The following is a 23982-nucleotide window of genomic DNA, read 5'->3' as shown; positions in this document are numbered from 1 at the left end:
AGATGTCGGGAATTTCACATTCCATCCCCAGCTATGTGGAGACCGAGTGCCTCGGACAATCCGGCCGAATCACGCGTATGGCGGACTGTTCAGCGCGCTCGAACGCCACGGCGGCGCGCCCATCCACACTCGTTCTCGGCGAATCGATTCCGCCGCTTGCTTGTTGCGCGCGATCCGTTCCAGGATCTCGCCGTCGTGCGCCCTGGCGTACGCGAGCGCGAGCCTGATCTTGCTCGTGTTCAGGTTGGACTTCGCGCTGAGCACGGCGATCCGGCGTTCCGCGGGGCCGCCCAATTCGCGCAGGCGCGCAACGACTTCCCAGATCTCCGGGCCGGCGGCGAGCGCGGCGCGGCGATCGTCGAGCGGACCGCGGAAGACGATCCCGGGGTGTTCGAGTTGGTCGACGCCCTCACGGATCAGCCGGTCGAGCAGTGCGGTACAGCTGGTTCCCTCTCGGGCAGCGCGATCGGCCAACCGGAGGGCGGCCGACTCGGTGATACACAACGCCGTCGGTACTGGTCTGGACGTGCTCATAGCTCTCCTCGACCTGCATCGGTGCCGGAATCAACGGTGTACTTCGCTAAGCGTGCCCGCTGCGGCGATGCCGAGAACCCGGTGATCGGCAGGACATCGGCGTGTCCGCGGCCTGCCGCATGCGGGTCGAGGGAGAAGTCAGACGCGCTCTTTCGAGCGGGTACGCACGCGCAGCGCGATCGGCTTCTGCGTCTCGGCGAAGAAGTCGTTGCCCTTGTCGTCGACGACGATGAACGCCGGGAAGTCTTCGACCTCGATCTTCCAGACGGCTTCCATGCCCAGTTCGGGGTACTCGAGCACCTCGACCGACTTGATGCAGTCCAGTGCCAGCCGGGCGGCCGGCCCGCCGATCGAACCGAGGTAGAAGCCGCCGTGCTCCTTGCACGCCTTGGTGACCTGCGCGGACCGGTTGCCTTTGGCCAGCATGACGAACGAGCCGCCCGCGGCCTGGAACTGGTCGACGTAGGAGTCCATCCGGCCCGCGGTGGTCGGGCCGAAGGAACCGGACGCGTAACCCTCCGGCGTCTTGGCCGGGCCCGCGTAGTAGACGGCCATGTCGCGCAGGTAGTCCGGCATCCGCTCGCCCGCGTCGAGCCGCTCCTTGATCTTGGCATGCGCGATGTCGCGGGCGACGACCAGCGGACCACTCAGCGAAAGCCGGGTCTTGACCGGGTATTTGGACAATTCGGCGCGGATCTCGTCCATCGGCCGGTTCAGGTCGATGCGCACCACGTCGCCGCCCAGGATGGCATCGGTCTGTTCGGGCAGGTACTGCGCGGGCTCGCGCTCGAGCTGTTCCAGGAACACGCCCTCGGCGGTGATCTTGGCCAGCGCCTGCCGGTCCGCCGAGCAGGACACCGCGATGGCGACCGGGCAGCTGGCGCCGTGCCGGGGCAGGCGAACGACGCGCACGTCGTGGCAGAAGTACTTGCCGCCGAACTGCGCGCCGATCCCGAAGGACTGGGTCAGCTTGAAGACCTCCTCCTCCAGTTCCAGATCGCGGAAGGCGTGCGCGGACAGCGACCCCTCGGTGGGCAGGCTGTCCAGGTAGTGCGCGGAGGCGTATTTCGCGGTCTTCAAGGCGAACTCGGCGCTGGTGCCGCCGATCACGACCGCGAGGTGGTACGGCGGGCAGGCCGCGGTGCCCAACGAGCGGATCTTCTCGTCCAGGAACTCCAGCATCCGCGTGGGGTTCAGGATGGCCTTGGTCTCCTGGTACAGGAACGACTTGTTCGCCGACCCGCCGCCCTTGGCCATGAACAGGAACTTGTAGGCCGGGTTCGCCGGATCGCCCGCGGTGGAGTACAGCTCGACCTGCGCGGGCAGGTTGGAACCGGTGTTCTTCTCGTCCCACATGGTGATCGGCGCCAGCTGCGAGTAACGCAGGTTCAGCTTGGTGTAGGCGTCGAAGACGCCCCGGCTGATCCATTCCGCGTCGTCGGCGCCGGTCAGCACGCCCTCGGACTTCTTGCCCATCACGATCGCGGTGCCGGTGTCCTGGCACATGGGCAGGATGCCGCCCGCGGAGATGTTGACGTTCTTGAGCAGATCGAGCGCGACGAAGCGGTCGTTGCCGCTCGACTCGGGATCGTCGATGATCTTGCGCAACTGACCCAGATGCGCCGGGCGCAGGAAATGACTGATGTCGTGCATCGCGGTCTCGGTGAGCAGCCGCAGCGCCTCCGGTTCCACTTGCAGGAAGGTGCGCCCGTTGTGCTCGAACGTGCTGACGCCTTCGGTGGTGAGCAGCCGGTAGGGGGTGTCGTCCGCGCCGATGGGCAGCAGGTCTGAATAACGGAAGTCCGGCGCGGTCACCAGTCGCACTCCTTTGCATGGGCCCGGATGCCATGAACGGCCGGGCTGGTCACGAGCACAGCGAGCCTAGCCACCACCACGCACCCCACTGCTGGTTAGGCAACCCTATCTCGGACAGTTGCCCGAAAAGGTTGCACGTTCAACCCCGGTGATGCTACCTCTCGTCTGGTGAGAAAGCGCCCGGGCGCCCGAGTCCGGACGCGCGCAGACCGTTCGCGCGCCGCATGTCGCGACGCGCCACGATCTCGGGACACAGCAGAGTTTGGAGCGCTATCGTGACCGATCCCCATTGGCTCGATGACGTCGAGATGCGCGCCTGGTTGGGTTTCGTGCGCACCCGCGACCTCATCGCCGCGGCGGTCGGGCGGGATTCCACCAAGGAGTCCGACCTCACCTACGTCGAGTACTCGGTACTGGCCTATCTGGCCGAGTCGCCGGACCATCGGCTCACCTTCGCCGACCTCGCGGCCGCACTCGAATGGTCGCAGAGCAGGCTCTCCCACCAGATCACCCGGATGGAGAAGCGGGAGCTGGTCGTGCGCGAGCCGATCCCCGACGACGCCCGCCGCACCGCCGCCAAGCTCACTCCGCGCGGCGCCGAAGTGCTGACCGGCGCGGCGCCCGCGCACGTACAGAGCGTGCGCAGGCACATGATCGACATCCTCGACCGCCAGCAGCTGACCGCCTTGGCCGATATCTACGACACCTTGCTCGCGCATCACCGCCGATCGGCGGCAGAGAGCTGACCGCTCAGGCGGGTGTGCCCGCCGTCTCCGCGTGATCGGCCGGAGCGCTTGCCGCGGCGGTGGTTTCGGGCAGCCCGAGCGCGCGCTCGAAACCGGCGGGCACCACCACGTCGGAGCGATCCAGTTCGGTGACGCGCGTCTTGCGCAGACCCAGCAGCGCCGAATCGATGCCGCCGCGCAGGATGTCCAGCACGTTCTCCACACCGGCCTGCCCGTTGGCGGCCAGCCCCCACAGGTAGGCGCGCCCGATCAGCACCGCCCGCGCACCCAGCGCAACGGCCTTCACCACGTCGCTGCCCCGCCGGATGCCGCCGTCGAGCAGCACCTCGACCTGCGAGCCCACCGCGTCCGCCAGCACCGGCAGCGCGCGGATCGCGGCCGGGGTGCCGTCGAGATTGTTGCCGCCGTGGTTGGACACCGAGATCGCCGCCACACCCGCGTCGACCGCGCGCAGCGCGTCGTCGACCCGCATGACGCCCTTGAGCAGCACCGGGCCCTCCCACTGCTCGCAGATCCACCGCACATCGGACCAATCCGGCGCGGGTGTGCCCATCCACTCACCGTAGGCGCCGAAGAAGCCCGGCGCCGCGGCGCCACCGATGGCCATGTTCGGCGCGGTCAGGTCCGGAATGCTGCCCGACCGCGCATAGGTCGCCAGCCAGCGGGGACGCGCCAGGGTCTGCGGCGCGAACTTCAGCATCGTGCGCAAATCCAGCTTCTCCGGGATGACCGGGCTGCCCCAGTCCCGCCCGTGCGAGAACGACCAGTCCAGCGTCAGGATCAACCCGACCGCCCCGGCCCGCTTCGCCCGGTCCATCCGCTGCAGGATCTCGTCCTTGCCGCCGCACCAGTACAACTGGAAGAACGTGGCCGGATTGGCCGCGATCACCTCTTCGATCGGCTTGCTGGCGAACGAGCTCAAGCCCATCGCGATGCCCCGCGCCGCGGCCGCCCTGGCGACGGCGACCTCACCGTCGGGGTGCACCGCCTGCACGCCCGTCGGCGAGATCAGCACCGGCATCGAAATCTGCTGCCCAAGCACCGTCGTCGACTGATCGCGCTCGCCGATCGGCCCGGCCACGTGCGGCGCGAAACCCAGTTCGGCGAAGGCCCGCTGATTGTCCTCGATGGTCTGGCCGCGCTCGGAGCCTGCGATCAACGCGCCGTACACCGACTTCGGCAGGCGCTTCTTCGCCCGCCGCTGCGCTTCGGCGACGGTCTCGAACCACGGATTCATGTTCCGGTCCTTTCCGGGGAGTTCTCCGGCCACCAGAGCCGGGTTCGATCGAGCAGATCGGTGCTCAGGTGCTCGAGCAGGGCCGCGCCCTCGGCGGCGGTCGCACCCGCCGGGTCACCGAGCACACCGTTGGCGCTCACCGCGCGCACTCCGCCGGTGCGCAGCAGCGGCAGCAGTTCGGTCAGCGGACGGGTGTCCCCCGCCACAGCGCGGTCACCGCGCACGCGCTCGGGCGCCAGGGCCAGTTGCAGCGCCGTCTCCGACCGGCCCGCGTGCGGGTCGCCGTCGAAGCGCGGCAAATATACGCGCACGTCGCGGGACTCGGTGCGCAGCAAATCCTTCGCCCGGTGCAGCGGTTCGATGTTGCCGCCGTGCCAATTGACCAGCAGGATCCGGTCGAAGGTGTCGGTCGCCGAGCGGCACAGCTCGACGACCAGCAGTTCCAGTGCCGCCTGCCCGATCGACAGCGTGCCGGGAAAACCCGCGTGCTCGCCGCTGGCGCCGTACGGGATCGCCGGTCCGACGAGCACGTCGGTCCGCGCCGCGGCCAGCCGCGCGCACAACGCGGCGGCGACGTCGGTGTCGGTGGACAGCGGCAGATGCGGGCCGTGCTGCTCGGTCGCGCCGACCGCGACGGCCAGGATCGCACCCGCCGAGGCGCGCGCGCCCGCCTCGGGCCAAGTGAGATCCGCCAACATGCCGCGAGATTATCGTCAGTCACTGACATAATCAAGGGGCCGAGGCGGCCGAGCACAATCAGACGATGCTGGAGAACCGGGCCGCGCGCGGCCGCCCACGGGGCACCACCAAACGCGAACTCGAAGTGATCGCCATGCGGCTGTTCACCGAACAGGGCTTCGACGAGACCACCGTCGAACAGATCGCCGCAGCGGCGGGCATCAGCGGACGCACCTTCTTCCGCTACTTCCCCACCAAGGCGGAGGTGCTCTGGTGGCAGTTCGACGACGAGGTCGCCGCGCTGCGCGCCGCCTTCGCGACGGTGCCGGACGACATTCCGATGATGACCGCCGTGCGCCGAGTCGTGGTGAGCGCCAACCAATATCGCGCCGAGGACGTCCCCGAACTGCGCACCCGCATGCATCTGGCGGCCACCGTCCCCGCTCTGTCGGCCACCGCCGGAGCGCACTACGACACCTGGGAGCGCACCGTCAGCGCCTTCGCCGCTCGGCGACTGGGCGAACCGGAGGACGGGCTCATCCCGCTCGCCGTGGGACGCACCACACTCGCGGCGGCGCGCGCCGCCTTCGACGCGTGGCTCGCCCGCGCGGACGCCGACCTCACGGTGTATTTGGACGAGGCGCTCGCAGCGCTGGAACGCGGATTCGCTACGGTGCCGTAAGGTCCGCCGCGCTCGAACATCAGGCGAACAACCGGCAGGTTTCGCGGGTGACTCGGGTGGGGTATGACTAGGCTCGGAATCGGCTAGCGCCGAACGCACGAACTTCCCGACTCAACCGTCGAAAGGGGCAGGAGTTTCCATGTCCGAGGTGTCAATGAGCCTTTCGGCGGATTCCCTGACCGCGGGACCGATCGACCAATTGCTGCCGCAGCTCGTCGAGCACCTGCGACAGAACCGCACCGCGCTGCGTGAAGAGTGGGCCCGCCGCATCGCCGACGCCCAGCTGCTCACCGCCATGACCCCGGAGGAGATCTTCTCCGAGGCGACATCGATCTACGACGGCTACGTCGACGTGCTCGAGACCGGTAGCGTGGAAGCGCTGCAGGCCTACGCGCGCGACCTGTCCGAACGCATCATCCCGAGAGGCGTCGAGACCGACGAGGTCATCGGCATCGTGCTGCTGCTGCGCGACGTGCTCGCACGCAGCCTGTTCGAGAAGTACCAGTCGGACTTCGAACTGCTGAACAAGGTGCTCGACGCCTACGAACCGGCCGCCAACCGCATCGCCAACACCGTGACCGTGTCCTTCGTGCAGGAGCGCGAGCGCGTCATCCGTCAGCAGCAGGAAGCCATCCGCGAGCTGTCGACGCCGGTGCTGCAGGTGCGTGAGCAGCTGTTGATCCTTCCCATCATCGGCGTGCTGGACAGCCAGCGAGCCCGCCAGCTCACCGAGCAGCTGCTGCGCGCCATCCGCGCCAACCGGGCGAAAGTGGTCGTCATCGATATCACCGGTGTGCCCCAGATCGACTCCACCGTGGCCAACCACTTGGTGCAGACCGTCGACGCGTCCGGCCTGATGGGCGCGAACGTGATCATCACCGGTTTGTCCTCGGAGATCGCGCTCACCCTGGTCACCATCGGTCTGGACCTGTCGAAGATGAACGCGGTCGGCGACCTGCAGGGAGGCATCGAAGAAGCGGAACGGCTGCTGGGCTACGAGGTTTCCCGCGTCACCGAACGGGTTACCGAACGCGACGGCCGCTGATCAGGCGCCCCCATGCCGGTTCCGATTCTCAAACAGGGTACGTACCTCATCGCGTCGGTTCAGTCCGCACTGACCGATGCCGATACCGAGCGCCTGCAGGACGACCTGATGAAACAGGTCAGCAAATATCGGGCACACGGCATCATCGTCGACGTCACCGCCATCGACGTCATGGATTCGTTCGCCGCGAGATCGTTGCGTACCATCGCGCACATGACGCAGCTGCGCGGCGCCGAAACGGTGATCGTCGGTCTGCAACCCGAAGTCGCGTTCGCCATGGTGCAACTCGGCCTCACCTTCGAGGACATGCACACCGCCCTCGATCTGGAAGAGGGACTCGCCTGGTTGGACCGAAAGATCCCAGCCCGTCGCCAGCGAGACGGTCGTGACAGTGGCCGCTGAGAACGTGGTGATCGCGGTCAGGGTGTCCGGGGACATCGTGACCGCACGTCAAGCCGGACGCGAACTGGCAGCAAAGCTCGGATTCACCCTGACCGACCGCACGATGATCTCCACGGCGATCTCCGAGATCGCCCGCAACATCACCAGTTACGCGGGCAGCGGGGAGATCCGCTTGCTCGTCGACGACCGGGAGGGACGTCAAGCCCTCGTGGTGCAGGCCGAGGATCAGGGGCCCGGAATCATCGACATCGCCCGGGCTCTGGAGGACGGCTACTCCACCGGACGCGGGCTCGGGCTCGGCCTTCCCGGCGCCCGGCGGTTGATGGACCGGCTGACCGTGGATTCGGCGCCGGGTCGCGGCACGCTGGTGGAAATGTGGAAGTGGGTACCGAACGGTGCATGACGACGGGTTCATCGGCCGGATCGAGTGGGCGGTGGCCGGTCGCGCACTGCCCGGTCAACAGGTCTCCGGTGACCGCGGCGTCGTCCTCGACACCGGCGGCGGCACCGTCCTGTTCGCGGTCCTCGACGGACTCGGGCACGGCGCCGCCGCGGCGGACGCGGCCGATCGCGCCATCCGAGTGCTGTCGGAGAACCGCGCCGAACCGTTGGACGTGCTGATGGTGCTGTGCCACCGGGCGATGGCCGACACTCGGGGGGCGGCGATCTCGCTGGCCCTGTTCGACGAGGGTGACCGGGTGCGCTGGCTCGGCGTCGGCAATGTCGAATCCCAGGTGCTGACCGCGGGTCCGGCGGGTCTGCGGGTGCACGCGACCGTCCTGCTGACCGCGGGCATCGTCGGCTATCGCCTTCCGGCGACCCTCCAACCGCAGACCGTCGCGGTCCGCCCCGGTGACCTGCTGCTGATGTCCACCGACGGCATCGTCACCGAAGCCGCCGACATCGACCTTTCCAAGTCCACCGCCGACATCACCGCCGACATGCTCGCCCGGCACGCCAAGGACACCGACGACGCGCTGGTCCTCGCGGCGCGGCACCGCGGTGCGGCAGGGGCGGCCAGATGAGCGCCCTGCTGGCCGACTTTCTGGACGCCTACGCCGACGCGCTACGGCGGCACATGGATTCGCAAACCCAAGCCGGCCTCGCCGAGGGGTACGAACTGGGCAGGCGCGCCCTGGTCGAAGGCATCAGCCTGCTCGATCTCACCGAGAACCACTTCCGGGTGGTCCAGGACGTGGAGGAACAGCGGCAGAAGGACAGTTCCGCCCAGGGGGGCGAATCCGGGGCCCGCCTGCCGGAGACCGCACTGGAATTCCTCTTGCAGACCCTCGTTCCGCTGGACATCGCCACCCGCGGCTACCTCGACGGCACCCGCCGCTACGAGCAGCAGCGTTCCCGCGCCGACGATCTCGCCGGACGCGACGCGTTCCGCACCGCCTTGGTGGAATCGCTGCAGGACGGCTTCTTCGTCGCCGACGCGCAGGGCACCATCATCGAGGTCAACACCGCTTTCGGCGCCTTGACCGGCTACGGCGCCGCGGGCCTCCCCTACGCGCTGCCGCATCCGTGGTCGAGCCCGGAAGGCCCGCGCTACCCCGACCTCGGTACCGAGGCGCAGCGCTTTGTCATCCCGATCCGCCACCGCGACGGCCGGAATGTGTGGCTCGCGGTGAGCACCAGCGCGCTGATCAAGCCGGAGGACCACGAACGGATCTTCGTCGGCACGTTGCGCGACATCACCGCCGAACACGATGCGCAGGCGCGCGACCAGGCCGCATCCCGGCTCGCCACCGCCGTCGGCGCGGCCACCAGTGTGGTCGAGGTGCTCGCCGTCGGGCTCGACGAGGTGCGCCGGACGGTGGGCGCGGAGACCGCCGTGGTGGCCGTGTGGCCGAGCCGCAACGCCGTGCCGGAGGTGTACGTCTCCGGGGTGGGCGCCGACGGCGCGTCGCACGACGGCGCCGCCTCCCTCGACGACCGGTCGCGCGCACTGCTGGATCGGGCCAGGCGCAGGCCGCCGCGCAGCCTGCTGGCCATTCCGGAAGGGGCGGAGAGTTCCGAGGGCATCGTCGCGCCGCTGGGCGAGACCGGCGACGCGGCGATGTGGTTGCGCTTCGCCGCGCCCCGGGCGATCAGCGCCGCGGACTGGACGCTGTTCTCGCTGTTGATCGGCCATCTCAGTCTCGCGGTCCAGCGGGCGCGCAACTTCGACCAGGCCCGTGCCACCTCGCTGACCCTGCAGCGCGCCATGCTCGGCCCGATCGATCTGCCGCCGCGGTTCTCGGTGCACTACGAGCCCGCTCTGCCGCCGCTGGAGATCGGCGGCGACTGGTACGACGTGGTGCCGCTGCGCGACGGCACCATCGGCGTGGTGGTCGGCGACTGCGTCGGGCGTGGCCTGTCGGCCGCGGTCGTGATGGGCCAATTGCGGACCGCTGCCCGTGCGCTGCTGCTGCGCGGCGCGGGACCGGCGCAGTTGCTCGCCGAACTCGACACCGTCGCCGCGCGCATCCCCGGCGCCATGTGCACCACGGTGTGCGCCGCCGTGCTGGACCCGGTGCGCGGACTGGTCCGCTACAGTAACGCCGGTCACATGCCACCGATCCTCGCCGACGTGGGCAAGACCGGCCGGATGCTGGAAGGCGGGCGCGCGGTGCCGCTGGCGACGTTCGATACGCCGCGCAGGCCGGAGGCCACCACGGCGCTGACGCCCGGTTCCACCTTGGTGTTGTTCACCGATGGCTTGGTCGAACAGCGCGGCGTGGACATCGACGAGGGATTCGCCAAGATCGCCGCGGTGCTCGCCGACACCTCGGGACGCCTACCCCGTGAGGTGGCCGACGCCGTGCTCTCTCGCCTGCGGCCCGCCGCGGGTTACGACGACGACGTCGCCATGGTGGTCTACCGCCAGCCCCCCGCGCCGCTGCGGCTGGACGTGCCCGCGCGCGCGGACGAACTCGCTGTGCTGCGGCGCACACTGAAGGGGTGGCTTGCCGCCGCGGCGGTGCCGCACGACCTGGCCGCCGACCTGGTCGCCGCGGCGAACGAGGCGTGCAGCAACAGCATCGAGCACGCCTATCGCAACAACAACGACGCCGGTCGGGTACGGATGTCGGCCACCTGCGATATCGACACCGTCGTCATCGTGGTCACCGACACCGGCAGTTGGAAGCCGCGGGCGTCCGATCCCGGCTATCGTGGCCGCGGCATCGACATGATGCGCGCGCTCACCGAGGAACTCGATATCGACCATTCGGAATCGGGCACGACCGTGCGGATGTCGGTGACGCTGCCCGCGATCACGTTCCCGGTGGCCAATCCGCTGCGCGGGACGAACCGCCGAGTTCCCGGCTGACGGTGCGCGCCACGAATTGGATGGGAACGGCGGGCCGCACTCCGTATATCCGGTATTGCATGCCCCGGTACGGGATACCGGATTCCGCCCATTCGCTCACGATCATCCCGAACGCGCCGTCGAATCTGCTGTCCGGATGGACATAGCATCCGTAGAGACGCGGCACGATATCCGGCCCGCCCGGCGCCCAGAAGGACCCTTTCACCGGACGATAGGTCAAGGCGGTGCGCCAATTGTCGGTGATCCTCGCGGCGACCTTGACGAACGCGCCGTAGGCCCCGGCGTCGAACCCGGACATCACCCAATTCCCCTGGATGCGCCGTAATCCGATCTCGCCGAGCTTCGTGCCGTCGGCCAGGATCCCGAAACGCGGGTCGCTGCCCGGATCCCGGCCCCAGCCCCAGTCCTGCCCGTTCCAGCCCCATCCCTGCCAGGCCGCCGGGTCGACCAGCGCGGCATGGGTTTCGCGAACTCGCCACAACAGCATGTTCTTGTTCCGCGCGAGCCCACCGGTGGAGATGATGTAGACGTAGCCGTCGCCGCCGCGTTCCCAGGAGATCATGGTGCGTTTGCCGCCGTAGGCGCTGGTCGACCACCGGACCCCGGTATCGGTCCAGCTCTCCGCGTTGTCGTCGGAATAACGGATCTCGCACCATCGCTCGTTCGCCAATCCCTGGGTGACCATCACCCACAGATAGATTCGGCCGCCGATCGTTATCGCGTCGCAGGGCAGGATCGTGGAGTATTGCGGATTGTCGTGCACGTAATCCCAGAGTTGCCGGGCGTCCCGCGCCGCCGACCGGAATTCGATCGGCCAGGACATATCGTGCGTATCGCTGCGCAACAGCATCGGTGAACGCCAATTCGGGCCTCCGACTCGCGGTTCGGTGCCGGAGAAGGTGTCGCCGAGGACGTATCCGATCTCGCCACTCGGCATGCGGAAGGGGATGAAGAGATCCGAGCCGCCGATATCTGCCATCGGGAGCGGATTCAAATTCTTGATCTTGGGCATCGCCGGATCCTGTCGATTCTCGGAGCGTCGCTTACCAGATCGGCTCGTAGGAATCACCACGAGGTGTGGAGGGGCTACCTCCCCAGTATCGGCCGTTGATGGCTGCGAGGTTGCTGCTCCGATAGGTTGAGGCCGAAAGGAAATGGGGAAACCGACTGCGCAGCTTGTGTTTCGGCAGTTCCACCCCTCATCGCGCCTGGTGCCGCCGTGGCACGAGATCCGTTGGCGATCGCGGCATCGGAGATGCACGGTGTTCGCCGGTTACGCCGACCGTTACCCCGTCATCCAAAACCCTCGCCGAGCGAGTCCACCTGCGACAGCGGGTGTGACCAACGCTCGAACCGGACTCCTCCGGATCGGTCACCGGGGTGCTGGACGCGGGGCCCGCGGTGTACGAGCCGCGCCTGCGCGATTCTGATCGGGCGACAAGATCTTCGACGAGGTCGGCGGCTACCGGGCTCGGTGTCACCGCATCCGACGGAGCATGCGAATGACGGCGCTGTCGATGATCGCCCGCTGCGCATCGGCGGAATCGGCGCGGTTCGCGCGCCGCAGTGCCGCGGCGACTGTCGTGCCGTTCTCGAAGGCAGTCACGACCCGTGGATCGACATAGGACGCCTGGGCCACCGCGGGCGTGTTACCGAGCGCGGCGGCCACCTCGTCCATGACCTCCCGTACCGCGCGTTTGCGCGCCCGGCCGCCGTCCGGCGGGTCGATCGAACCGAACGCTGCCGCGGCCAGCACGGTGGCTTGCCAGGTGCGCAGGTCTTTGACGCTGCATTCGCACGCGGCGAGTTCCCGGAAACGCGCGTTGATGTCGTCGGCGCGCAATTCGCCGTATCGGCCGCCCTCCCGATACACCAACAGCCGGTCGGAGTCCGACCCGCTGCGCAGCAGGGACCGAACGGCCTTGGCGAGCAGCGGATCCCGGACACTCACTCGTCGCCGGATTCCCCCCTTGGCGACGTAATCGAAAAGCATCCGCTCTCCGGATACCCGGACCTGTTCACGTAGTAGCGTCGCGACTCCCCGGGTGCCGTTCTCTTCGGCGTACTCCTCGCCGCCGACCCGGAACACTCCGCGATCCACCAGATCGATGGCCACCGCCTCGACCCGCCGCCGGACCGTGCCACGCAGCGCGAGATCCTCCCCTACCTGTGCGCGGATCTCCGGCAACCGCCCGGCCAGCGCCAAAACCCGGTCGAACTTCTCCTCGTCGCGCTCTTTGCGCCACTGCTCGTGGTAGAGGTACTGGCGCCGGCCCGCCGCATCGACACCGACGGCCTGGATGTGCCCGTTCTCGTGCGGGCAGATCCACACCTTCCGCCAGGCCGGCGGGATCACCAGCCCGCGAATGCGCTCCAGTGTCGCGTCGTCGACGGGTTCACCTTGCGCGGTGCGGTAGCCGAACCCGCGTCCGCGCCGGACACGTTCGACTCCGCCGTCATACGGTCGGCTACGGCGCAATCGCATTCAGTCACCGTGGTGCTCGGGGCCGCGTGTAGCGCGTTGTGTGCTCATATCTCATAGCTGCCCTGTCTCCGGGCGGCGAAACAGCCCGAGGCGCCAGGTCCCGGCAGTTCGACCTGGCACGGCACGATATTCAAGGGGTGCGTCCAGCCGGAGACCTACTTGGCCGGGGGGACGAAGGGCTGGTTGACCGTGGTGAAGTACTGGACGAGGGCGGCGACGGCGACGGGCGCGGTGATGAACAGTTGTCCGGCGAGCGTGCCCAGGGCGCCGACTGCCAGGATGCCGCCCAAGCAGCCGACGGCGGCGGCCGGAATGAACGGACCGAACATACCCACGATCGTCGCGGCCGCGACCGTGGCACCCGCGATGCCACCGAGCACACATCCGACGAGGCCGCCGCCCAGGCCGCCGACGACGGTGCCGACCGCGGCACCCGTCGCGATGGTGTCCTTCAGCCGGGTGAAGGCCGCGACTTCGCGCTCGTACGGCGTCCTCCAGTGTGCCGAGTCCTCGAATGGAAGGGCGACGGGCCGGTATTTCGCGTGCTCGAGGTCGAACAGTGGTGTGAGCGTTGCGGTCCGGCCGCTGATGTCGGCCGCGATCGGGAAGACGAAATCGTCGACACGGAACTCCAGGGGCGTGCCCGCCAATAGTGTGCCGTCGGTAGCCTCGATCGCGAAGACCCCGTTCTCGGCCTGCAAGGAGCCCGAGTCGATCTGGACGACCACGCCATCGGCGGAGGTGGTGGCGGTGTAGTTGACGACTTCCGAACCGGCATCCGGAGCCGCGGCGACGGCATGTCCGGCCGAGACGCTCGCAATCGCGACTGCGAGCGTCGATACCGTGGCGATCTTGCGCAAAACCATGTCTGGGGATCCTCGTCCTTCGCTGTGCTGCCGTCAGTCCTGTTTCACCGTGCCGAGGACGGCACCGCTGGTCGCGTCGATCGTCACCTCGTGCTCGATGCCGTCGGCCGTGCGGAGCTCGACCTCCCACACCGTCGTCGGCCCCTCGGCGTCGAGTTCGGCGGAAACCACGGTGCTACCGGGCACCGCTTGGAGCGCCTTGTCGACGGCTTGCTGCCTGCCGATCGCGGGAGCCGCGGTGAGTTCCCAGTCGTGATCGGACAGATAGGCGGCGACGCGGTGCCCGCCGGGCGCCTGATCATCGGTGGCGGCGTACAGCGCCACGGGCCCACCGACGAGGACAGCGGCGACAATGGCGCCTGTGAGGAGTCCGCGCCGACCGGACAGTGCCCGGCGAACAGTGGCCTTCATCCTGAAACCTCCTATGCGAGTTGTGATCCGAAGATGTGGATCACCTTCGCAGGCAGCGGCTTAAGGCAGCCTGAAGTCACCTGAAATCCGTTTCAGGAACGGCGAATTGCGGTTTTTCACGCCATTGCCGGACCGGCGGCGTTAAGGTCGGTCTCGGGTCGGGGTTTCCGGGGGTTTTCGCATTCGTCTCCGTCGGTCAGTCCCGGCGCAGCCCGCGTCGGCCGTGCCCGCTGCTCAGCCGACGCCGAGGCGCGAGGGTGGGTGCGCTCGATCCCCTCCGACTGCACCCACCTTCCCGAGTCGCCTTCGCGCGAGGTACCGGGCGGCCGCAACATCGTGTTCCGCGTGGTGACAGCCCCGGATTCAGGTGGCGTCGAGCCCGATATGCCGGGCGCGTGTTCGGCGATGCCGACTGAGCGGGCCGCCGAACCGTCCCCGGGGACGCGGTCCGGCACTCATTCGGCGACGAACTCCGCCTCCCGCTCGACCGCTTCGATGGTCCGGCGCGGCACCTGGATCGGGCCCGGGATGTACGTGATCGCGCGCAATGCGCCGGTGTAGCGGAAGGTGCCGCGACGTTCGCGCAGATCCCAGGCGACCGGTCCGCGCGCGTCGACGCCGACGGAGATTCCGGTCCACGGCGACATGCCGACCAACTGGACCTGATCGAGCAGCCGTGCGACCTGGACACCGTCGATCTCGACGGTGAAATCCCACCGCAGCCGTGGTCGCACCGTGGCGCGCACCGTGATGTGCCGCGCCCCGGCGGCGAGAGGTCGCGTGGTGACGCTGTCGTAACGGCCGTAGCTGTTGAGCCCGAACGTCACCCGGCCGTCCTCGAGGTAGAGCACATAACCGCCCAGCGGATCACCGTGCGCGACGAGGACCCCTTCGTCACCGGACGCGTAGCCGGCGAGTTCCGCCTCGATGACGAAGTCTCGGTAGGCGATCAGTCGCTGTGCGCGATACCGTTCCAGGGTCGGCGTGCCCGGCAGCAGCCGGACGGGGGCCGAGAAGCTCTCCTCCTCCGGCCGCCGCCGGGCCAGATCCTGGCGCGTGACCAGCGGGAACACCGTATTCGCCCAGGCGGATTCGTCCCATGCGGCGGCCAGCTCCGCGACCTTCTCCGGGAATCGCCCGGACAGATCATGCAGTTCCGTCGGATCGGTGCGGACGTCGAACAGCTGCCACTGCGGCTCGTCGATATCGGTTCCCGGCTCGTACAGCGACAGCAGTTTCCACCCGTCCCGATAGAACCCGCGGTTCCCGACCATCTCCGAGTACTGCTCGGTGTGTTCGGACACTGCCCGTGGGTCACGCAGCGTCGCCACGGCCGACACGCCGTCGAACTGTTTCGCGGGCAGACCGTTGCGCACGCTCGGCCGCCGCAACCCGGCCAGCGCCAGCAATGTCGGCGCGAGGTCGGTGACGTAGGTGTACTCGTGCCGGATACCGTTGTCGTCGTCGCCGCGCGGCAGTCCCTTCGGCCAGGAGATCAGGAACGGCACGCGCACACCGCCCGCGAAGGTCTGGCCCTTGTAGAAGCGGAACGGCGTATTGGACGCCTGCCCCCAGCCACGCGGGTAGTGGACGCCCAGCTTCGCGGTGCCGATCAGCTCCTCGTCGTGCGGCACATCGCCGACCCAGTCCGGATCGGTGATGTGGGCGAACTCCGCGAAGTAGGTCCGGGTGCCCTCCGGCCCGCCCTCGGCGGTGCCGCCGTTGTCCGAGGTGAAGACCACGATGGTGTTGTCGAGTTCGCCGAGTTCCTCGAGCGTGCCGACGATGCGCCCGAGGCTCTGATCGATGCTGTCGACCATGCCCGCGTACACCTCCATGTACCGGGCGAATCGCCGCTGCTGCGCGGGAGTCAGCGAATCCCATTCCGCCGCCTCGTATCCCGGTTCGGTGTTGCGCGGTTTCTGCTGCGTCCCGGCGGGGAAGAGGCCCTGGGCGAGTTGTGCGGCGAACCGGCTCCGGCGTAGTTCGTCCCATCCCTTCGCGTAGCGGCCGCGATATTTGGCCAGATCCGCGGGCTTGGCCTGGAGCGGACCATGCATGGCGACGTGGGCGAAGTACAGGAAGAACGGTTTGGCGGCGTCGTGCGCGCGCAGGTCCTTGATGTAGGCGATGGCCTTCTCGGTCAGGTCGTCGGTGAGGTAATACCCCTTCGGGTACTCCTCGATATCGACGACCGAGGAGTCCGAGACCAGCTGATTCGGGTAGTAGAAGGAGTTGAGCCCCTCGAGCGAGCCGTAGTACCGGTCGAAGCCGCGCTGCGTCGGCCAGGAATCCCGGTGGGCGGCGGGATTCATCGTGGCGTCGCGCACCAGATGCCATTTGCCGACCGCGTAGGTGGCGTAGCCGTTGCTACGCAGGATCTCCGGCAGCGTCGGTACGTCGTCCGCCAGTTCCAGGCGAAGACCCGGGTAGCCGGGGTCGGCATTGGCGACGAAGCCGAACCCGGCGCGGTGGGCGTTGATGCCGGTGAGCAGCGACGCGCGCGACGGCGAGCACAGCGGGGTGGTGTGATAGTTGGTCAACCGAAGACCGTTCGCCGCCAACCGGTCCAGTGTCGGCGTCTCGATCTCGGAGCCGAACGGGCCGATATCGCTGTATCCCATGTCATCGATCAGCACCACGACGATGTTCGGAGCGCCCTCGGGGGCGGTGGGCGGATAGCGCCAATCCGGCGTCGAATCGGTCGTGGTGCGACCGACCGAGCCGCCGAAGTCTTCGTAGCCGCGAGCATGGGGTGGAACAGGCATCTGTGCAGTCAAAGCGACCCGGCGCCCGGCTCACCACGCTTTCGCGCACCGTGCGCCGAACAGGTGACCGCGATGGTCCGGTGTTGCTAACTTCGCTCCTCGACCCTTACGGGCGCGCGTCAGTCCTCCCGGTCGTGCAAGGCTTCGACCAGATCGGCCACGTCCGCCGCGTTCGGCGCGTATCCCGGGAAATAGCAGCACACCTCCTCGATTTCGGCGCCGAAGCGGGTGCGGATCTGCGCGGCGCACTCTTCCGGTGTGCCCGCCACCCCGATCGTGCGCACCATCTCTTCGGTCACCAGCGCCCGCATCTCGGCGAAACCGCCTGTCTTGGACAGTGCGTTGAGCGTGAAGTGCAACTGTTCCCAGCCCTCGACCTCGAGCACGGGACGATAGGCGGGGGTGGAACCGTAGAACGCGATCAGGGAGCTCACCCCGCCCATCGCGGCGGTCAGCGCCTCCTCCGTACGTCCGAGTGCGACCATCACCTGCGCGATCACCGGGAACCCGTCCGGCGTCCGACCGGACCGGCGCAGGCCCTCGGCGACGGCGGGCAGGGTGCGCTCGGTGAAGTGCCGTTCACTGTTGAACGGCATCACCAGCAGTCCGTCGGCGACCTCGGCGGCCTTGCGGGTCATCACCGGTCCGAGCGCGCCCATCAGCACCGGCGGAGGACCGAAGGGGTTCGGTCCGGGATCGAACGTGGGCGGCAGCAAAGTGTGCGTGTAGTACTTGCCGCGGAAGTTCAACCGCGCCCGGCCTTCCCACGCGTCGAAGATGGCCCGCACCGCCGCCACGCTCTCCGCGGTACGTTCCGCGGGCGCGCCCCACGTGCTGCCGTAGCGCTTTTCGATGTGGGCGCGGATCTGTGAGCCCAACCCCAGCCGGAACCGTCCCTCGCTGTAGACCTGAAGGTCGTAGGCCGCGTGCGCCAGGTGCATCGGGCTGCGCGGCCCGGCGATCGCCACGTTCGTCATCAATTCCAGCGACGTCGCGCCGGCCGCGACGACGAGGGGGAAGAACACGTCGTGTGGGCCCTCGAAGGTGAACAGGCCGTCGGCCCCGGTCTCGGCCAGCTCCCGCGCGTCGGTCGTGATCTGCCGTGGCGCTCCGGTGACCTGTAGATGGACCTTCACTTCGACCTCCGTCGGTCATCGGCGCGCCACGCCTTCCGCGACACGACGACCCCATCGTATGGACAGCACTCCGTGCATGTGTCCAGTCCGACGGGAATCTGCCGCGCGGGCGCCACGGACCGGGCTACGGACCGACCGGCGCCGTGCTCCCGGGACTCCCCTGCCGCGGAGTCCTCGCCGCCCTCGGCGGTGGTGATCCAGCGCCGAGGGCGAGCCCGGTATACCGCGATGCCACGGCGGGTTCGAGCGCGGTCACAGACCGGGGAGCCGGTTCTCGCGCGGCGTGACCACGACCACGATGTCTCCGTAGGGAGCCGCGCCCATGGCCAGTCTGTGCGCGAGGCGCGCCAAGCCGACCCGTCTTCCGTATTTGGTGTCCATGCCGGTCCGCACCTGGTCGACCAGCGGTCCGAGCCGCAGCAGTTCGGCCATACCTTGGTGCTGGCGCGACCCGAGAGCCGGCCCGCCGTGCCAGTCCCCCGCCTGCACGATGACCCGGCGGTCGCGTGCCAGGTGCTCGGCCTCGCTCGAATGCGAGGAGATCCGGAAGGCCAGACGTCCGTGGTCGACCGGTAACACCAGGTGCGGCACGGTATTCCAGTGTCCGGATGCCTCCGGCCGCGGGTAGGTCACCAGCACTGTGCTCGCATCCCACCAGAGCATTCCCGGCTGCCATTCGCTGGGACGGTCCGGTGCGGCGAGAACGCGATGCGCCGCCGGGACCGGGTTGTCTCGCCGTGTGGTGTATCCGTGGACTCCGCTGCCGAGCAAGGAGCCGCCGTGCGCTGAAGGGGTCATGCGTGGGAACCTCCGGGATGGGTGCGGGTGGGGATTTCCGATCAGATCTCCGTACTGCGATCGGCGCCCACGGCGCCGTGGCGATGGCGTCCAGGCCCTACGCCTGGCCACCGATGGTGATGGTAAGAAAATCTACCTAGGTACTCACAGATTTTGTGTACCACCGGCCTCATGGAGCGTGCAAGGACACGGCCGTGTCGCCGCGAATCATCATGCTCCGCGCGGGGCCGGGAAGGCCTCACGACCATCCGGTTCGGAGCGGCGGGCCCGGATCGCGTTCACGGCCGCGAAGAGCACTCCGATACCGATCAGGAGGCAACCGCGCAACCACACCTCCCCGTCGATCCGGGTGAACAGGAACAGACATGAGGCCAACCCGAGCCAAGGCACGACGACGGGCACCCGAAAGTGCTCTGCTTCGTCGCCTTCGCGCCGCAGGATCAGCACCGACACGTTGACCGCCGCGAAAACGACGAGCAGCAACAACACCAGCGTCTCCGCGAGCGAGGCCACCTCCCCGGTCAGCGCGAGCAGCAACGACACCGCCGCCGTGACGCCGATCGCCACCCACGGCGTCCGGCGGCCCGGCAGGATCCGGCCCAGCGCCCGCGGAAGCAGGCCCTCGCGAGCCATGCCGTAGGCCAGTCGTGAGGACATGATCCCGGTCAGCAGGGCGCCGTTCGCCACGGCCACCAAGGCGACCACCGCGAACACCTTGTCCGGTACGCCTCCGGCCAGGCGCACCACCTCGAGCAGCGGACCGCTCGAGTTCGCCAGCCGGTCGGTGGGCACCGCGGCACCGGCCACCACCCCGATCAGCAAGTACACGCCACCGGCGGTGAGCAACGCCCCGAAGAGCGCGCGCGGATAGGATCTGCGCGGGTCGGCGACTTCCTCCGCCAGATTCACCGACGTCTCGAACCCGACGAACGAGTAGAAGGCCAGGACGGCGCCCGCGAGAGTCGCGCCGACAGCACCCTGCTCCGCTGTCCCCACCTCGGTGAGCCGGCCCGGATCGGCGTCGCCCCGAACCATCACCCACGCGCCGAGCCCGATGACCAGCACGAGGCCGCCGAGTTCGACCAGCGTAGCGGCGACGTTGGCGCCGAGTGACTCTTTGATCCCGGAGATGTTGAGCAGCGCCAACGCGGTGAGGAACACCACCACGACGAGCGCGGTGGGCAGGCTCACCAAGGCGCGCAGATAATCTGCGGCAAACGCCCTGCTCAGCGCCGCCACCGACACGACACCAGCCGCGAGCATGCAGAACCCGACGAGCGACCCGGCCGCCGGCCCGAGGGCACGGCCCGCGTAATGGGCCGAGCCGCCCGCCTTCGGATACTTGGTCGCCAACTCGGCATAGGAACCGGCGGTGAGGCAGGCGAGACCGAGCGCCACCAGCAGCGGCAACCAGATCGCGCCGCCGGACTCCTGTGCGATTGCCCCGACCAGCACATAGACCCCCGCACCCAGGATGTCACCGAGGATGAAGAAGAACAGCAGGCGCGTGCTGACCGCCCGTCGCAAAGAATCCACCACAGAGCGGCGGATACCCGCGTTACCGGTGCTGAAGCTCCCGGCGGCGGCGCCCTGTCGCGATGATGCTCACACCGGCGTCGCGCCGGGGCAGATCGAACAGGCCCCTCCCGCCGCTACACCGCGACCGCCGTGGTGAGCGCCACCGCACTCGACCCGTCCACGCCGGCATCGACCGCGCCTGTGCCCGCGATGCCTGGCTGCGCCAGAACACCGCACGATCCGAATCGGGGAGCGCCGCCCGCGGCCTGCGCGAGGAGCGCGGGGTATCGGCGATTTGCCGCGCGACACCGCGTTACGCGGTCGCTCCGCCGAAGAGCAGTGTCGCCGCCGCAATCGAATCGGCATGGCTCCACCATGATTCCGCGACGAGCACCATGCCGGATGCGCGTGATCGACGCGCGAGTGTGGCTCGTGAGGCGGTTCACGCGCTGCCGTGCCGGTCGTGGCGCATACCGATTCCGCAGCGGGGAAAACTGGTTCGGTGACGAACAACGCGCCATCGGGATCGGCGCCGACGGTCCCGATCTCGAAGAGAACGGGCAGTTTCCAATTCTGGTTCGCCGACCAACGCTGGACTTGGTCGGACGAGGTCGCGGCCCTGCATGGTTACGCGCCCGGTGAGGTGACGCCGACCACGGAGCTGCTCTTGGCACACAAACATCCCGACGATCGAGCCGAGGTCGCCGACACCCTGGCGACCGCGGTGCAAACCGGGCTGCCGTTCAGCGGCCGCCACCGCATCATCGATACCGCGGGAATCGTGCACCACGTGCTGGTGGTGGGAGATCAGATGCGTGATTCCACCGGTGCGGTGGTCGGTACGGCGGGGTTCTATATCGATGTCACCGACACCGTCGACGAGGAACGCCAGGAAGTCATCGACGGGACCCTGCCGGAAATGGTGGCCGCTCGTGATGTGATCGAGCAGGCCAAGGGCGCCTTGATGCTGGTGTACGGCATCTCGGCCGATCAGGCGTTCCGCGTGCTGACCTGGCGATCGCAGGAGACGAATACGAAATTGCGTGTGGTGGCCGAACAACTGGTTGCCGCGCTGATCGAATTCGGTGGCGCCGGGGTGCAGACGCGTACCCGCTTCGACCACGTCCTGCTCACCGTGCATGAGCGCCCGATCCGAGACCACCGTCGACATGATCGCGCCGGTCATAACCACCCCGACCGATTGAAGCGAACCGGGGCGGGTAGATCGAAGCAACACGGAAAGGGATTTGTCATGGCACGCGAGAAAGACAAGGACGACCAGAACAGCGGCGAGCCCAAAGGAGGCAGGCCGGGCCCGACCGATCAGGACCGCCACGGTGGAATGGCGACCCGGGAGATAGCCCCGGAACTGACCACCGATGAGGCGCAAGAACCGCCGGACTGATTTGCTCGACCTCGGACAGCGGTACCGGAGCAGGCCGGTACGAAAGCGTGCGCCGACCCGAATTACCCGAAGCCTGTGTGACCAACAGTCCGCGTCGACCAACCGAGCCCCGCACCGGTCTGCATCGGTTCGGGGCTCGCTCGGGGGTATTCGTGCCTATCCACCGATCGCTCGGTAGCTTGACCACACGAATGTACCGGGTAGCACGCGATATCGCCAAATCCGAGTCCCGCAGCGGCCGAATGGTTTAGCTACACGATCTCAGATGAGGTTCTTCTGCTTGCGGATGCGCCGTCGCAGGTCGACCATCAGCCCGTGCGATCCGCCGTGGCGGATGAAGCGCGGAATGAAGCGGTTGACGAAGGACACGAACACGAACAAGTTCTCGAAGCGCCGCTGGTCGGCGGCGGTCCATTCCACCCGCAGTTGTTCCCGGAAGATCGGGGCCAGGAATCCGATGGTGAGAAACCGGAGCAGGTTGCGGAAAGGCAGCCGTAGATACCAGTGGATCATGCGCAGCTCGAGCAAGTTCCCGAGGTAGTCCCGGACATAGTCGTCCAGCGCGACCTGCTCGCACGCGGTGTTCCAGTATTCGTCGAATTCGGCTCTGGTGGCGGGCCACATGTCCTCCGTCACCTGCAGGGTGGTGCCAAGGGCGGAGGATGAGGCATAGAACGCTTCGGCCTGCTCGTCGTTCATTCTTCCGTGCAACAGCTGGTAGGTGTCCTCGAAGCCGATGTAAAGACAAGCGGCCACCCACAATTGAAGGTTGCGGTCGAAGGCGTTGTACTTGACCGGCGCTCCCGGCGCCGATTGCACTTGCCGGTGCGCCACATTCACCGCTTCGCGATAGGCCCTACGCTCTTCCTCGGTGCCGAGGATGGCGACCGCGAGATATTGCGTCGTCGTACGCGCGCGTTTCCACGGATGCTTCATCAGCGATCCGGATTCCACTTTGCTCTCGGCCACACCGTAACCCACACCCGGCCGGGCCATCTGCATGACGACGTTCGCCGCGGCGCCAGCGAAGGACCAGAAGTCCAGAGCGTCGGTGAGTTCGAGCGGCCGCTTGGTGAACGGTCGATGCGTGACGCTGATACCGATCCGGGTGCGATCCTTGGTCAGCGGTACACCGTGGTCGCGATCGGATCGAGAAGCCACTGCGGTCATCGGGATGTCCTTCCATCTGCGTTGACACGTCGCGCGACCAGGTGAATCAGTCGCACCGATCCCCGTCGAACATCGGACCTTGCATTTATGTTACTGATCATTCTACTGATTCAGTGGCAAGTATCAACAGTAAAGAGCCAGGTTGTACGGCTATTTGCCTGGCGTATCCCTGAATGCATGTAGTTGATCATTCTTTTGCAGTCGGATCGAGCGACGGTCCGGGTCCCTTCTGCGGTCACATCATGAAGCCGGGTTCCCCGCGGTCAGGGCTGCGGCGGCAAGGCCAACGGCGAGTTGACCTTGTTCACCAACCACCGGTCACCGACCTTCTCCAGGCGCATCACCATCGACAGCTGTCCCGGGGCGGGCTTGCCCTTGGTGCCGAGACTGGTGATGGTCTGGCCGATGATCACGATCGCTTCCGCGGAGTGCTCGTCACCGGCGCGGATCGCGCACTGCACGTCGCGCGTGGCCGAGGTGACCTGGCCTTGGCCGAGTACCTCACGTAGTTCGGCGCTGGTGGACTCGAACTGTTTCTTCCAGTCACCGGTGGCGCCGTCACCGACAGCGGCGAAGTAGGCGTCGAGGTTCTTCGAGTCGTAGTTGGCCAGGATGGGCGCGTAACGGCAGGCCGCGGCGCGCGCGTCCTCCTGCGCCGCCAGCAGGTCCTTGCTGTTGTCGTTCTGGATGTACCAATAGCAGGCGCAGGCCACCGACACGCCCACGAGGATCGCGGCAGCCGAGCGCAGCGCGATCGGCCCCGGACGCCCGAGCGGTAGACGGCGCAGTCGATTCCAGCGACCGGCGGATGCCACGGCGCCCGTGTCGGACTCCACGCCGCCGTCCACCCGCTCAGCGGTCGTGTCCTCGGAGCCGGCTTTCACCGGCTCGACAGCGCGCTCCTCCGATCGGCTCGGGCGCGACTCGGCTTCGGTGGTCGGCTCGGCGTCTTCACTCTTCATCGGAATCT

At 67.9% G+C, this 23982-nt stretch carries 21 protein-coding genes and 1 pseudogene; 8 read left to right on the top strand and 14 right to left on the bottom strand.

What is annotated here, in order from left to right; genetic code table 11:
• Positions 1-69: 69 nt before the first annotated feature.
• Both ACGF7Y_RS05760 and ACGF7Y_RS05755 read right to left on the bottom strand, forming a co-directional pair.
• Positions 70-534: a hypothetical protein gene (locus ACGF7Y_RS05760; protein ID WP_393229638.1), complete on the bottom strand. Its 465-nt coding sequence runs from the start codon at positions 532-534 to the stop codon at positions 70-72.
• Between the two features lie 138 nt (positions 535-672).
• Positions 673-2349 carry a fumarate hydratase gene (locus ACGF7Y_RS05755; protein WP_393229634.1) on the bottom strand — a complete coding sequence of 559 codons (1677 nt, stop codon included), beginning with the start codon at positions 2347-2349 and terminating at the stop codon, positions 673-675.
• A gap of 275 nt (positions 2350-2624) precedes the next feature.
• Here ACGF7Y_RS05755 and ACGF7Y_RS05750 point away from each other — a divergent pair, with 275 nt between their 5' ends.
• On the top strand, positions 2625-3095 hold the full coding sequence (locus ACGF7Y_RS05750; protein ID WP_040867239.1) for a MarR family winged helix-turn-helix transcriptional regulator: 471 nt from the start codon (positions 2625-2627) through the stop codon (positions 3093-3095).
• Between the two features lie 4 nt (positions 3096-3099).
• Here the strand turns inward: ACGF7Y_RS05750 and mftD are convergent, their stop codons facing one another.
• Together mftD and mftE are read right to left on the bottom strand one after the other, a co-directional pair.
• Positions 3100-4332 (bottom strand): pre-mycofactocin synthase MftD, encoded by a 1233-nt coding sequence (gene mftD / locus ACGF7Y_RS05745; protein WP_062972737.1) that lies wholly within the window; start codon positions 4330-4332, stop codon positions 3100-3102.
• Positions 4329-5030: a mycofactocin biosynthesis peptidyl-dipeptidase MftE gene (gene mftE / locus ACGF7Y_RS05740; protein ID WP_393229630.1), complete on the bottom strand. Its 702-nt coding sequence runs from the start codon at positions 5028-5030 to the stop codon at positions 4329-4331. The genes mftD and mftE overlap by 4 nt, the downstream gene beginning before the upstream one ends.
• A 65-nt stretch (positions 5031-5095) precedes the next feature.
• On the opposite strand from mftE, the gene mftR reads away from it, so the two are divergent.
• From mftR to ACGF7Y_RS05710, 6 genes are all read left to right on the top strand, one after another.
• A complete protein-coding gene (mftR, locus tag ACGF7Y_RS05735; protein ID WP_393229627.1) occupies positions 5096-5692 on the top strand; it encodes a mycofactocin system transcriptional regulator in 597 nt (198 codons plus the stop codon).
• A 139-nt stretch (positions 5693-5831) separates the two neighbouring features.
• On the top strand, positions 5832-6737 hold the full coding sequence (locus ACGF7Y_RS05730; RefSeq protein ID WP_039798458.1) for an STAS domain-containing protein: 906 nt from the start codon (positions 5832-5834) through the stop codon (positions 6735-6737).
• 12 nt (positions 6738-6749) lie between these two features.
• Entirely contained in the window at positions 6750-7139 is a 390-nt protein-coding gene (locus ACGF7Y_RS05725) for an STAS domain-containing protein (RefSeq protein WP_039798459.1), read from the top strand.
• Positions 7129-7542 carry an ATP-binding protein gene (locus ACGF7Y_RS05720; protein ID WP_051020806.1) on the top strand — a complete coding sequence of 138 codons (414 nt, stop codon included), beginning with the start codon at positions 7129-7131 and terminating at the stop codon, positions 7540-7542. Before ACGF7Y_RS05725 ends, ACGF7Y_RS05720 begins: the two co-directional genes overlap by 11 nt.
• Complete coding sequence (locus ACGF7Y_RS05715; protein WP_393229624.1) at positions 7535-8164, top strand: SpoIIE family protein phosphatase; 630 nt, start codon at positions 7535-7537, stop codon at positions 8162-8164. The genes ACGF7Y_RS05720 and ACGF7Y_RS05715 overlap by 8 nt, the downstream gene beginning before the upstream one ends.
• A complete protein-coding gene (locus ACGF7Y_RS05710) occupies positions 8161-10455 on the top strand; it encodes a SpoIIE family protein phosphatase (RefSeq protein ID WP_393229621.1) in 2295 nt (764 codons plus the stop codon). The genes ACGF7Y_RS05715 and ACGF7Y_RS05710 overlap by 4 nt, the downstream gene beginning before the upstream one ends.
• Here the strand turns inward: ACGF7Y_RS05710 and ACGF7Y_RS05705 are convergent.
• The 8 genes from ACGF7Y_RS05705 to ACGF7Y_RS05670 form a co-directional block, all read right to left on the bottom strand.
• Complete coding sequence (locus tag ACGF7Y_RS05705) at positions 10400-11467, bottom strand: DUF4185 domain-containing protein (RefSeq protein ID WP_393229618.1); 1068 nt, start codon at positions 11465-11467, stop codon at positions 10400-10402. The two genes, ACGF7Y_RS05710 and ACGF7Y_RS05705, sit on opposite strands and share 56 nt — an antisense overlap.
• Positions 11468-11932: 465 nt before the next feature.
• Complete coding sequence (locus ACGF7Y_RS05700) at positions 11933-12940, bottom strand: DNA topoisomerase IB (protein ID WP_393229615.1); 1008 nt, start codon at positions 12938-12940, stop codon at positions 11933-11935.
• A 155-nt stretch (positions 12941-13095) separates the two neighbouring features.
• The gene (locus ACGF7Y_RS05695) at positions 13096-13806 is read right to left on the bottom strand and encodes a hypothetical protein (protein ID WP_393229613.1); all 711 of its coding nucleotides are present in this window, start codon (positions 13804-13806) and stop codon (positions 13096-13098) included.
• 33 nt (positions 13807-13839) lie between these two features.
• Positions 13840-14217: a PepSY domain-containing protein gene (locus ACGF7Y_RS05690; RefSeq protein ID WP_393229610.1), complete on the bottom strand. Its 378-nt coding sequence runs from the start codon at positions 14215-14217 to the stop codon at positions 13840-13842.
• Between the two features lie 455 nt (positions 14218-14672).
• Positions 14673-16985, bottom strand: coding sequence for an arylsulfatase (locus ACGF7Y_RS05685; RefSeq protein ID WP_393229607.1), 2313 nt, complete (start codon positions 16983-16985; stop codon positions 14673-14675).
• Positions 16986-17104: 119 nt separating this feature from the next.
• Positions 17105-18121, bottom strand: coding sequence for a TIGR03617 family F420-dependent LLM class oxidoreductase (locus ACGF7Y_RS05680; RefSeq protein ID WP_393229604.1), 1017 nt, complete (start codon positions 18119-18121; stop codon positions 17105-17107).
• Positions 18122-18373: 252 nt separating this feature from the next.
• The gene (locus tag ACGF7Y_RS05675) at positions 18374-18919 is read right to left on the bottom strand and encodes a hypothetical protein (RefSeq protein ID WP_393229602.1); all 546 of its coding nucleotides are present in this window, start codon (positions 18917-18919) and stop codon (positions 18374-18376) included.
• Positions 18920-19129: 210 nt separating this feature from the next.
• Positions 19130-20458: an APC family permease gene (locus ACGF7Y_RS05670; protein ID WP_393229600.1), complete on the bottom strand. Its 1329-nt coding sequence runs from the start codon at positions 20456-20458 to the stop codon at positions 19130-19132.
• A gap of 481 nt (positions 20459-20939) precedes the next feature.
• On the opposite strand from ACGF7Y_RS05670, the pseudogene ACGF7Y_RS05665 reads away from it, so the two are divergent.
• A pseudogene (locus tag ACGF7Y_RS05665) lies at positions 20940-21584 on the top strand (PAS and ANTAR domain-containing protein); the annotation flags it as partial.
• A 519-nt stretch (positions 21585-22103) separates the two neighbouring features.
• Here ACGF7Y_RS05665 and ACGF7Y_RS05660 read toward each other — a convergent pair.
• Positions 22104-23012, bottom strand: coding sequence for an oxygenase MpaB family protein (locus ACGF7Y_RS05660; RefSeq protein WP_393229597.1), 909 nt, complete (start codon positions 23010-23012; stop codon positions 22104-22106).
• Positions 23013-23275: 263 nt separating this feature from the next.
• Positions 23276-23974 carry a hypothetical protein gene (locus tag ACGF7Y_RS05655; protein ID WP_393229595.1) on the bottom strand — a complete coding sequence of 233 codons (699 nt, stop codon included), beginning with the start codon at positions 23972-23974 and terminating at the stop codon, positions 23276-23278.
• Between the last annotated feature and the right edge of the window lie 8 nt (positions 23975-23982).

The organism is Nocardia sp. NPDC047654, from assembly GCF_043205035.1.
Lineage (GTDB): Bacteria > Actinomycetota > Actinomycetes > Mycobacteriales > Mycobacteriaceae > Nocardia.
Note: the sequence above shows the minus strand (reverse complement) of the source record. Positions and strands in the feature narration are given on the sequence as shown.